This is a genomic window from Pseudoalteromonas sp. 5Ae-yellow (genome assembly GCF_014077565.1).
Classification (GTDB): domain Bacteria; phylum Pseudomonadota; class Gammaproteobacteria; order Enterobacterales; family Alteromonadaceae; genus Pseudoalteromonas.
The window spans coordinates 23,762-35,825 of the sequence record NZ_JACGWD010000048.1 but is presented as its reverse complement, the minus strand read 5'-3'; the positions used below and the strand labels follow the sequence as shown (position 1 = coordinate 35,825).

6 protein-coding genes are annotated in these 12,064 nt (G+C 38.7%); 3 read left to right on the top strand and 3 right to left on the bottom strand.

All coding sequences use genetic code 11. From position 1 onward, the window contains the following. Window positions 1-193: 193 nt before the first annotated feature. On the top strand, window positions 194-1,210 hold the full coding sequence (gene sohB, locus H4J63_RS13395; protein ID WP_007582588.1) for a protease SohB: 1,017 nt from the start codon (window positions 194-196) through the stop codon (window positions 1,208-1,210). Window positions 1,211-1,307: 97 nt separating this feature from the next. On the opposite strand, the gene H4J63_RS13390 is transcribed toward sohB, so the two are convergent. Next, window positions 1,308-2,642 (bottom strand): dicarboxylate/amino acid:cation symporter, encoded by a 1,335-nt coding sequence (locus H4J63_RS13390; protein ID WP_182197045.1) that lies wholly within the window; start codon window positions 2,640-2,642, stop codon window positions 1,308-1,310. Window positions 2,643-2,835: 193 nt separating this feature from the next. Here H4J63_RS13390 and H4J63_RS13385 point away from each other — a divergent pair, with 193 nt between their 5' ends. Both H4J63_RS13385 and topA read left to right on the top strand, forming a co-directional pair. Then, window positions 2,836-6,282: a hypothetical protein gene (locus H4J63_RS13385; RefSeq protein WP_182197043.1), complete on the top strand. Its 3,447-nt coding sequence runs from the start codon at window positions 2,836-2,838 to the stop codon at window positions 6,280-6,282. A 260-nt stretch (window positions 6,283-6,542) separates the two neighbouring features. Further along, on the top strand, window positions 6,543-9,251 hold the full coding sequence (gene topA / locus H4J63_RS13380; RefSeq protein ID WP_182197041.1) for a type I DNA topoisomerase: 2,709 nt from the start codon (window positions 6,543-6,545) through the stop codon (window positions 9,249-9,251). A 358-nt stretch (window positions 9,252-9,609) separates the two neighbouring features. Here topA and H4J63_RS13375 read toward each other — a convergent pair whose 3' ends face one another. Together H4J63_RS13375 and H4J63_RS13370 are read right to left on the bottom strand one after the other, a co-directional pair. Next, a complete protein-coding gene (locus H4J63_RS13375) occupies window positions 9,610-9,852 on the bottom strand; it encodes a hypothetical protein (RefSeq protein ID WP_002959734.1) in 243 nt (80 codons plus the stop codon). Window positions 9,853-10,362: 510 nt separating this feature from the next. Then, on the bottom strand, window positions 10,363-11,985 hold the full coding sequence (locus tag H4J63_RS13370; protein ID WP_182197039.1) for an alpha-glucosidase family protein: 1,623 nt from the start codon (window positions 11,983-11,985) through the stop codon (window positions 10,363-10,365). Between the last annotated feature and the right edge of the window lie 79 nt (window positions 11,986-12,064).

Below are 12,064 nucleotides of genomic sequence, written 5' to 3'. Positions count from 1 at the left end.
ATCTGTATCAAGTAACCAATGACTAAGCATAAAAATACCCTCATAATCAAAAGATGATAAGGGTATTGTGAAGCAACCAAAAGATCGGTCAACCGATCAAAAATACCTTAACTGATCGGTGTTAACTGAAAAGTGGCTTTTTTTTGCTTTAAAGCATGCTAAATTAGCTGAAATTTATAAATGGAGAAACCTGTTGGAATTTTTATACGAGTACGGTTTGTTTTTTGCTAAGACAGTCACTTTTGTTATCGCTATAGCAGTTATTTTAATGCTAATAGTTGGCGCTGCAGTTAAGCCAAAGGCCAAAAAAGGTGAAATACAAATTGACGATATATCAGAGCAGCTAGTTGAACTTAAAGAAAGTTTTTTACAAAATACGTTGGGTAAAAAAGAGCTTAAAGCGCATCAAAAACAGCTTAAATCAAAAAGTAAAAAAGCAGATAAAGATGAGCCTAAACCTCGTTTATATGTAATTGACTTTGTGGGTAGTATGGACGCTCACGAAGTAGAAAGCCTGCGAGAAGAAATTACAGCCATTATCTCTATTGCCGATCCAAGTAAAGACAAAGTACTTATTCGTTTAGAAAGTGGTGGCGGTGTTGTACATGGCTACGGACTTGCTGCATCTCAGTTACAGCGTATTAAAAGTGCGGGTATTCCTCTGAGTGTTGCAATTGATAAAGTGGCAGCAAGTGGTGGTTACATGATGGCGTGTGTCGCGGATGAGATACTTGCAGCGCCTTTTGCAATAGTTGGATCTATTGGTGTGATAGCTCAAATACCTAACTTTAATAAAATATTAAAGAAAAATGATGTTGAATTTGAGCAAATAACAGCAGGTGAATTTAAACGCACACTTACTTTATTTGGTGAAAACACAGATAAGGCCCGTGAAAAATTTCGTGAAGAAATTGAACAAACACATGATTTATTTAAAACGTTTGTAAGCACTCAACGTCCAAGCTTAGATATAAACTTAGTTGCGACAGGTGAGCATTGGTTTGCAACTCAAGCGATAGATAAAGGCTTGGTAGACGTAATAAAAACGAGTGATGATGCATTGCTAGAGCAGCAACATGAGCGTCAAATTTATAAGATTAAATACAAAGTTAAAAAAGGGCTGAGCGATAAGCTAGCTCTTGGCTTGAGTAGTGGTGTAAATAAAGTCGGAATAAACTTACTTTCTAAGTTTAAGTCGTTAAATCCTTAGATTAGAATCTTTTTCAGGATTCAGTTTAATTATTTTTACTCGAAAAAAAACCTTGATGGATTGCATCAAGGTTTTTTTATAGCTGTATAAATGTAGCTTATGAGTCAATAGATTTATGATAATCTTCTAAGTCTTTAGCTGCATTAGGATCGTTAAATATGCTCTCATCTAGCTCACCTTCAGACTTGGCAACAACACAGGTAACCATACAATCGCCGGTTACATTAACTGCTGTACGTGTCATATCAAGTAATCTATCTACACCGATAATAATTGCAATCCCTTCTACAGGTAAGCCAACTTGGTTAAGTACCATTGCCAGCATTATTAAACCAACACCAGGTACGCCTGCTGTACCTACAGAGGCAAGTGTTGCTGTTAATATAACCATTAGATAATCAGATATTGTCAAATCGACACTAAACACTTGTGCAATGAACACGGTAGCCACACCTTGCATGATGGCAGTGCCATCCATGTTAATGGTCGCGCCTAGAGGGATAGTGAATGAGGCAACGGAGTTGTTAGCGCCTAGCTTTTTAGTTGCTGTTTCAAGTGTAATAGGCATAGTTGCGCTTGAGCTTGAAGTACTAAATGCAAATAAGCATGTGTGCTTCATTTTTGCTAAGAAAATAAGTGGGTTTAAGCCTGTAAGTACTTTTAGTAATACGGTGTAATTTACAAGCGCATGTAATAACAGTGCTAACACTACAACGCCAAAGTATTTGGCTAAGCTCACAATTAAGTTAAGCTCAATTGTTGTGAACAGTTTTGCCATTAAAAAGAATACGCCATAAGGGGCAATATTCATTAAAAGCGTAACTAGTTTTAAAATCACAGTGTTTAAATCTTCAAATACGGTAGCAACACGCTTTCCTGCTTTACCACTTAATGCCATTGCTACACCAAATAAAAGTGCAAACACAATAACTTGAAGCATATTACCTTTGGCCATCGCTTCAAAAGGGTTTGTAGGAAACATATCTATAATTACACGCGCTAGGGTAGGCGCTTCTTTCGCGTCGTAAGTTGCATTAGATGGCAAGCTTATACCTTCACCTGGGCTAAATAATAAGGCAAGTGTAATTGCGACTGTTATAGCAATAGCCGTCGTTAATAAGTATAAACCAATAGATTTACCACCTAGGCGACCTAATTTTTTAGGGTCACTTAAGCTACAGGTACCACAAACAAGCGATACAAAAACAAGAGGCACCACTAACATTTTCAAGCTGGCAATGAATATTTGACCACCAACATGGAAAATACCATCAACAAAAAAGGCTTTAATTGGCAAAGAGAATAACCCAAGTGGTATTAGATAATCGTCTTCACCAGCTAATATAGCCTGAAATATAAAACCTACTGTAACCCCAAGCGCCATACCAATCATGATGCGAGTGGTTAAACTCATTGAACGGATTTTTGACATATTTCCTGATCTACATTTTATAAATTTGCCATAGACTACCAGCAAGGAAATATTTACTACAGAAAAAGTTAGTATTTATTTAAAAATATTTCACTCAAAAAAGTAATAAAAAACTGTGATTTTAGACTAAGTTATAGGTTAATATTAAGCAGGAATTAATTTTGATTATAATAACAACGCTAGGGAGAGGTTTATGCCTTTAATGCGACTACTCAGCATCTCATTGCTCAGTTTTTTTCTTACAGCTTGTGGTGGCGGTGGGTCACTTGAAAAAGACGGTTCTATTAGTGATGGTGATTCCACTACGGAAACATCAACCTATACAATAAGTTTGAAAGGTTATTTGAAAGCGAGTGATACTGAGTCGAATAGTGTGACTGCTGATGCTCCTTTAGAATTAAGAGCTAGTTTAGTTAATGAAGATGGTGATGCAGTGTCTGGCGAGCGTATTACATTCACGTTAGCGGATTCTATTGGTTTACTTGACCCAGTCTCTGGCACGGTTTTAACTAACACTGATGGTGGAGCATCGATCACTCTTACGGCAGGCGATACTGCGGGGGCGGGTATTATTACTGCTACCTATATTAACGGTGAAGACACCTACAGTGATTCGTTTGGATTTGCATCAGATGGTTCTGAGAATGATGACTCAAGTATAAGTGGAAGTATTGAACTAGATATTTCAATTTTAGATATTACTGGTTCGCCATTTACAGCTGAAAATCCAGTCAGTAAAGATAATAAAGGGACGGTTACCGCTACCTTGTTAGATGAAGATGAACCTTTACAAGGCCAGCTAATTTCTTTTACAACTAACTACACAGGTAAAATCACACCTGTGTTAGGTACGGCATTAACAGACGCGAGTGGTAAAGCTTCCGTAACGCTCAGTAGCGGTGATTCAAAAGGTGCGGGCCAAGTTGTTGCCATTTATACGGATGAAAGCGGTAATAGCATCACTAAAGTTGCAGGCTTTATTTCAAATGGTGATGATGCACCTGTTGAAACTGCTGAAGCAGAGCTTGATATCAAGTTATTACAAGGCTGTGCAAGTAATTGGGATGCTAATCGCAACACAACATCCCTCGAAAGCACATATCTCGCATCTGGTTGTAATGTTGTAAATCAATTTTCTTCTGATGAACTTATTGACGTTATGATTAAAGTCACAGATACAAGTTCAGGTGATGGTATTGATGGCATTATAGCTGAGTTATCTACAGACCTTGGTGCCTTGTTACCAGAATCAGGTAAGGCACTAACAGATAACTTTGGTTTTGCAATTTTAAAATTACAGCCAGGGGCAAACAGTGGTGCGGGAGAAGTATCTGTTACTGCTAAATCAGTTACTGCTTCAAAAGCATTTGAAATCGCTACAGCAGAATTAAGTGTTGAAATTTCAAATGGTTTATATAATAAATTAGATGATGCTGGCAATGTGATTGATAGCGAATTTGTGCCGCTAGCAGCTGGAGCTACCACGGTTATTTCAGTAAATATTTATGATGCAAATGGAGATTTGTTTGTGACTCCACTAGATGTTGAATTCACATCTGGTTGTGTTGAATCTGATCTTGCGGTAATGGATGATACTGCAACGAGTATTAGTGGTATTGCAACAGCGACATACCGAAGTAATGGCTGTAACACATCACAAGGCGATACGGTTACAGCGACAGTGCTTACTGGTGGTACACCAAAAGTTGTTACAGTTAATGTACCTGTATCGGCTGCCGCAGTAAGCTCGATTGAATTTGTTGAAGCATCAGAAAATGTAATTGCACTAAAAGGGACTGGTGGAGTTTCTCGTAAAGAAATCAGCCAACTTACATTCAAATTAACAGATGAAATAGGTAATACTGCTAAGCAAAAGCGCTTAGACTTTCGTTTAAGCTCGACTAATGGTGGCATATCACTTTCTGAAGTTACAGATGCAACCGGTTATTCGCATGCTAGTGTTTCAACAGACTCTGAAGGTTTAGCACGTATTCAAGTGAACTCTGGTTTTGTTCCTAAGGCTGTGCGTGTGCAAGCTTGCTACATCCCAGATGAACTTATTCCAGCTGACCAAAACGACAACGTTACATGCTGGAAAGAACTTTATGATGAGTGTCTTCTTGATGATGCTGAGCGTGATGCCAATGTTTCATGTCCAACCGGAGAGCTTTCATTAGTTTCATTAGATGAGCAAGTAATTACAGTATCTGATTTAGTTTCGATTAGTTCGGGTTTACCAGATGGCAATAGTTTCACTGCTGCACCAACTAACTTCAATATTGAAGCGTTAAGTTATACCGGTGATATTGAAGAAGTTAATGTTTATTTAGCTGATCATTTTAACAACCCTGTTCCTGATGGTACATCGGTATACTTAACAACTGAAGGTGGTGCTATTGGTACCATTGATGGTACAGAGTTTAATCCGCAGCTTGAGTGTAATACAGTCGACGGTCAATGCGTTGCTCAATGGCGTTCACAAAACCCAAAACCATTCACAGATGCAAAATGGGGCAATAAGATTAACAGCATTAACCCTAAAAGTGAAACTAATGAACTTAACTGTGATCTTTACTTTGGTTCTGCAGCACCTTGTATGGCCGGTATTTTAAATGCTGCTTTCAATGAAAATGGCGTCCCGCTTGGTGGTCGTGCAACAGTGCTTGTTACCGCTAAAGGTCAAGAATCGTTCATTGACATTAACGGAAATGGGCGTTTTGATACCAACGAATATTATAGTGGCTATGATCTAACAGAAGCATTTATCGATCACAATGAAAACGGTGTTTATGATGGCTTAGCTGGTATTTATGATCCTGTTACAGCGACAGTGATAAAAGCCGCTGATAACTGTCAAGAAGGCGATAGTGATGATCCATGTAGCCCAGAGAATACAAATGCTGGACATTTTGAAGAAAACTGGGATATTGACCTCAATGGTATGCACACGCTAGCTGATGGAAAATATAATGGTTTAGTATGTAAAGCGGAAGCAACAACACCAACTGATGGTGACACATTTGAAAGCCTTTGTACTAAAGAATTAGTTGATATTCGAGATTCGTTTGAAATTATTATGTCTGGCAGTACTGCTTACAGCCGATTTGTAGTAACAAAAGATGAGCTACGTAATCGATTCGCTGATGCACTAGCTGAAACCACTGAGGATGATCCTGACGTTTTCACAGAGAATGCTATGCAACTTGCTAGAGATATTGAGGAATGTAATTTAATCCGACGTTTTCCTGCAGCTGAAGAAAATTTAAAAGGTCCGCGTGTACTAGACCTAGAGGAAACAGCTGATACTAGTTATTGTGACGTGAGAAATATAAATCTTACAACTGCTGATTCTGGTGTTGAATTAGCCGCCTTAACTTTCGCTGTTTATTACTCTGATATATATAATAACCCAATGCCTGCAGGTACCAGCGTAGCTATATCTGCTGGTAATGGTGAATACAGCGGTACAGATGGTTTTGATATTCGCAATTCAAATGCAACGTTTGCATTTGGTGAAGCTCTATCAATTAGCCGCGAAGCAGAAGGAAATGATAAAACGGAAGGCTTCTTAACCGTTGAGTTTACGACTGGTAAAGGCAACATTTCAACAGCTCAAATTGCAATAAGTGATGATAGTTGATTGCTAATGAGTAGTTTAAAATAAAAAATGCCAACCTTTAGGTTGGCATTTTTGTTTCTGTTCTATATATTCCACATCAATTAATCTAAAAACACCTGTTTGTTTAATTTAACGACAAAAATTGTTCGTTTATTCAGTAAATACTGAAAAGTTTGTATTAAAAGCTTGTAACAACTAGTGTTTGTAGATATACCTATAAATATTCGCGCCGCTTATGTCGGCAAAACACATTTTTAATATTTGGTTAGAAATAGGCAACTATGGGCAAATCGCTAGTAATTGTAGAGTCACCTGCTAAGGCTAAAACAATTAATAAATATTTAGGTAATGACTTCATCGTAAAGTCCAGTATTGGGCATGTACGTGATTTACCTACTTCAGGTTCGAGCAAAGCTAAAGTGCCGGCAACTAAAACGCCAGCAGAAGTTCGCAAAATGGAGCCTGAAGAGAAAGCAGCGTATAAAAAGCAACGAGATTATACTAACCTGGTCGCGCGTATGGGTATTGATCCTGAGCAAGGTTGGGAGCCGCATTATGAAATCCTGCCAGGTAAAGAGAAAGTTGTTCAAGAATTACAAAAGCTGGCTGAAAATGCAGATCAAATATACCTCGCAACGGATTTGGATAGAGAAGGGGAAGCAATTGCTTGGCACCTTCAAGAAATCATTGGCGGTGAACCTGAAAAGTATAAGCGCGTAGTTTTTAACGAGATTACCAAAAACGCAATACAACAAGCCTTCGAAACACCAGGTGAGCTTAATACTGACATGGTTTACGCTCAGCAAACACGACGCTTTTTAGACCGTGTTGTAGGCTTTATGGTTTCTCCTTTGTTGTGGGCAAAAGTTGCACGTGGTCTATCTGCAGGACGAGTTCAGTCTGTTGCGGTACGCTTATTAGTTGAGCGTGAACGTGAAATTAAGGCATTTATCCCTGAAGAGTTTTGGGATATTCACGCTGACGTTAAGAATACTGAGTCTGAGTTACGCTTAGAAGTAACCAAACAAGCAGGAAAGGCATTTAAGCCTGTAAATGAAGCTCAGGCTAGCGCAGCGGTTAAAAGCCTTGAGAATGCAGAATACAAAGTAATTAGCGTTGAAGAAAAACCAAGTAAAAGTCGCCCAAGTGCGCCATTAATTACTTCAACCATGCAGCAAGCGGCAAGCACACGTTTAGGTTATGGCGTTAAAAAGACCATGATGCTTGCTCAGCGTTTGTATGAAGGCGGTTATATTACGTACATGCGTACTGATTCAACTAATCTTTCAAAAGATGCCGTTGAAATGTGTCGTGAGTATGTAACAAACGAGTTTGGTGCTAAATACTTACCAAAAGATCCAATTAGCTACAGCTCTAAAGGCAATGCACAAGAGGCGCATGAGGCAATACGTCCTTCAAGCGTTACCGTGTTATCTGGTCATGTTGAAGGTGTTGACGCCGATGCTAAAAAGCTGTACGAGCTAATTTGGCGTCAATTTGTAGCGTGCCAAATGGTACCTGCTGAATATGATTTAACAACACTAACTGTTGCAGCTAACGACTTCCAGCTTAAAGCGAAAGGCCGTGTGCTCCGCTTTGATGGTTGGACAAAAGTACAACCTGCAATACGTAAGAAAAACGAAGAAGATCAATCACTACCGGCTGTTAAAGAAGGTGAAGTCCTTACTTTAATCGAACTCGATCCTAAGCAACATTTTACTAAACCGCCAGCGCGCTTTAGTGAAGCAAGTTTAGTAAAAGAGCTTGAAAAACGCGGTATTGGTCGTCCATCTACTTATGCGTCAATTATATCAACGATTCAAGATCGTGGTTATGTACGTGTAGAAAACCGCCGTTTCTTCGCTGAAAAAATGGGTGAAATAGTTACCGATCGCTTGGTTGAAAATTTCACTGATTTAATGAACTTTGATTTTACAGCTAAAATGGAAGGCCGTTTAGATGATATCGCTGAAGGCGAGCGTGTATGGACTCAAGTTCTAGATAAGTTTTATGCTGATTTTTCAACGCAATTAACTGTTGCTAAAGACGAGCCAGAGAACGGTGGCATGCGTCTTAACGAGATGGTTGAAACCGATATTGAATGTCCTACGTGTAGCCGAAAAATGGGTATACGAACGGCATCAACTGGTGTTTTCCTAGGGTGTACTGGTTACAGCCTTCCACCAAAAGAGCGTTGTACTACAACAATGAACTTGGTGTCGGGTGATGAAGCAGTTGCAGCTGATGTAGAAGATGTAGAAACTGAAAAGTTAATGCAGATGAAGCGTTGTCCTATTTGTGAAACTGCAATGGATTCATACCTAATAGACGAAACCCGTAAATTACATGTGTGTGGTAATAACCCGGCATGTAAAGGGCATATAGTTGAAGAAGGTACCTTTAAAATTAAAGGCTATGACGGACCAATTATCGAATGTGATAAATGTGGCTCTGACATGGAACTTAAATCGGGTCGTTTTGGTAAGTATTTTGGCTGTAATAATGACGAGTGTAAAAACACACGTAAACTACTTAAAAGCGGCGAAGCTGCTCCACCAAAAGAAGACCCTGTTCACATTACTGAATTAGAGTGTGAAAAGTCAGATGCGTATTTTGTATTACGTGATGGCGCAGCTGGTATATTTTTAGCTGCAAATACTTTTCCTAAGTCTCGTGAAACACGTGCGCCTAAGGTAGAAGAGTTAAAACGCTTTAGAGACCGTATCTCGCCTAAGTTTTATTACTTAGCAGATGCACCTGCTAAAGATCCTGATGGTAATCTTGCTGTTGTACGCTACAGCCGTAAAAATAAAGCTCAGTATGTTATGACTGAAGTTGACGGTAAAGCTACCGGCTGGACTGCTCATTATGAGGCAGGTAAATGGACAGAAGAAGCGAAGAAAAAAGCAGCGCCTAAAAAGAAAGCAGATGCAAAAAAGGCACCAGCTAAAGCTAAGCCTAAAGCGAAAGCTAAAAAAGAAGATGAATAAGCTCGTTATTGCTTATTCATAGCTTTTGTAGATTTAAAAAAGTCATAAAAAAACCGGAATGCACAGCTTGTGTCTATTCCGGTTTTTTTGTGCCTAGTTGAGTGCTTTCGCAACGGCTTTATTAGCAGTACATTCACCTAAGCGTGTTACCAATTTGATTAAAAACATGCTGATTTTAGCGTATTAAATAACTCAGTTACTGCGTTAAAAACTATTCATATATGACTGCATAGATGCAGAGAGTAGGCATTGCATGGAGCAGCTGCCGAGAACAAATATATGTCATGCTTTTTCGCTTAGTTATTGAGCTATATTCTTAGCGCTATAATTGATCACTAATTAAATGTAATTGGTATAATTAAATCTTAACAGAAGATACTTTTTTATAGCCTTCAGATTCAAGCTCATCATTTACGCATTTTAATACGTAGGCATTTAGCTCTTCATTGCTTACGTCATCATCTTTAGCCCAGTTAACACACATTTCTGTGTATTCTTTTATCATTTCGGCTGAAGCTGTTGGCGCATCGTCTGCAACCGCGTAAGTCGCAGATACTGCAAATAGTGGTGCTACGATTAATGCTAGCAATGCTTTTTTCATTCGTTTATTCCTAAAAAAATGGTGTGATGACTGATTTATCCAGTTTAAAGTTAGGTATAAATCAGTAGTGCCCAATTCAGAACAACTCTGTTGGTATGCTGATTTTTAATCGAAATTGAAATAAAAGATAACGAAATTTTTTTATCGTGAGGATGAGTAATTTACTTGTCAGTTTTTTAACTTTAGTAAGTACAGCATTATCAGCTGGAGTAATATATTTAGTAGCTAAGAAAACTTGATTCTGCGCTTTATATTAATAACCTTTAAATTGTTTTAGGAAAAGTGATTTTTTAGGTTCAAAAATGAAATGGATAAGCGCCATTGTATATTTCTGCTATGAGGATATTTTAAGTTTGTAATATCAGCCGTATTATTTGCTTTAACTGAATGTCTAAATGTTGAAACTAAAAGTCACTAGAATGCATTAAATACAAAAAAGCCCAAGTGAATAGCTTGGGCTTTTTCGTGTGTAACGCGCTTACGTATACACTAAACGTAACTTTTGAGTCATTAACACTGAGCGTAAAAACATGCGTAAGGCTCAAGTATTGTGGTGCCTCGGTCTAACTTTGCGCTGTGGTGGCTAAGCTCGGTGTATTCTTTAACGATTGATGTTGGCATATCAATACTTGTTTGCTTAGCGCTGAGATTGAACATACAAAGCATTCTTTGCTTTCCAAGCGTTCTATAAAAAGCAAGCACAGGCTCTGGCGTTTCTATAAATTCAATATCACCTTCAAGTAAAACTGTTTGGCCTTTTCGCCATGCCATAAACTCACGGTAGGCATTTAAAATTGAGTTGTTATCATCTGTTTGTATAGCTACTGATTGCTGCTTATGTGCATTATCAACGGGTAGCCAAGGTTTTACTTCACTAAAACCTGCATGAGATGAATCAGCTAGATCCCAAGGCATTGGTGTTCTACAGCCATCACGCCCTTTAAAATTAGGCCAAAACGTAATGCCGTAAGGGTCTTGTAAATCTTCAAATGCCACACTTGCTTCACCTAGACCTAGCTCTTCACCTTGATACATACACACGCTGCCACGAAGAGAAGCTAATAGGGCGGTTAGCATTTTACATTGTTGAGGGTTTACTTCGCCATTTTCGCTCCAGCGGCTCGCTACGCGCTCTACATCATGATTACTGAATGCCCAGCATGGCCAGCCTTCAGTCATACGTTGTTCTAGAGTTTGAACCGTAGTTCTAATATATTCACTTGAGTAATCATTTGTTAATAGCTCAAAGCTATAACCCATGTGCAGTTTGTCGCCACCTTGGGTGTACTGCGCCATTGTAGCTAATGAATCTTCTGATGAGATTTCGCCAAGCGATACAGTACCTGGGTATTTATTAAGTAATGTGCGAATATCTTGCATAAACTCAATATTTTCAGGCTGAGTATTATTGTAGTAATGGTACTGAAATGCATACGGATTATCTTCACTAAAACCACGACCCTGGCGCTTATCTTTTGGTTTAGCCGGATTATCACGTAATTGCGCGTCGTGATAGCAAAAATTAATTGCATCAAGCCTAAACCCATCAACGCCTTTTTTAAGCCAAAACTCAACATTATCAAGCACAGCTTTTCGAACATCTGGGTTATGAAAGTTAAGATCCGGTTGTTCGGTTAAAAAATTATGTAGGTAGTATTGCCCGCGACGAGGCTCCCACTGCCAAGCACCACCACCAAAAATAGACAGCCAATTATTAGGTGCTGTGCCGTCATCTTTGGCTTCAGCCCAAACATACCAATCCGCTTTATCGTTATTTTGATTTTCGCGGCTATCTGTAAACCATTGGTGTTGATCTGATGTATGGCTTAGTACTTGGTCAATTATAATTTTAATATTGCGATCATGGGCTTGGCTAATAAGTTCATCAAAATCGTTTAAATCACCAAAAAGCGGGTCAATGTCACGGTAGTCACTAATATCGTAGCCAAAGTCTTTCATTGGCGATTTGAAAAAAGGTGAAATCCAAATTGCATCAACGCCTAAGCTTTTAATGTAATCAATACGATTAATAATCCCTTTTAAATCACCAATACCATCGTTGTTGCTATCTTGAAAGCTACGCGGATAAACTTGATAAATCACCGCACCTTTATACCACTGCTTTTGGGTCATGCTTTTCTCCGTCATTCTACACAGTATTTAGACTATTCTTTATTGTGATTACGATTAATCACGTTATTTGCAAAAAGCA

What these genes read in the sequence shown, in the direction of transcription:
- H4J63_RS13390 (WP_182197045.1), bottom strand. Translation starts at nt 2,642, where the DNA reads ATGTCAAAAATCCGTTCAATGAGTTTAACCACTCGCATCATGATTGGT.
- H4J63_RS13385 (WP_182197043.1), top strand. Translation starts at nt 2,836, where the DNA reads ATGCCTTTAATGCGACTACTCAGCATCTCATTGCTCAGTTTTTTTCTT.
- topA (WP_182197041.1), top strand. Translation starts at nt 6,543, where the DNA reads ATGGGCAAATCGCTAGTAATTGTAGAGTCACCTGCTAAGGCTAAAACA.
- H4J63_RS13375 (WP_002959734.1), bottom strand. Translation starts at nt 9,852, where the DNA reads ATGAAAAAAGCATTGCTAGCATTAATCGTAGCACCACTATTTGCAGTA.
- H4J63_RS13370 (WP_182197039.1), bottom strand. Translation starts at nt 11,985, where the DNA reads ATGACCCAAAAGCAGTGGTATAAAGGTGCGGTGATTTATCAAGTTTAT.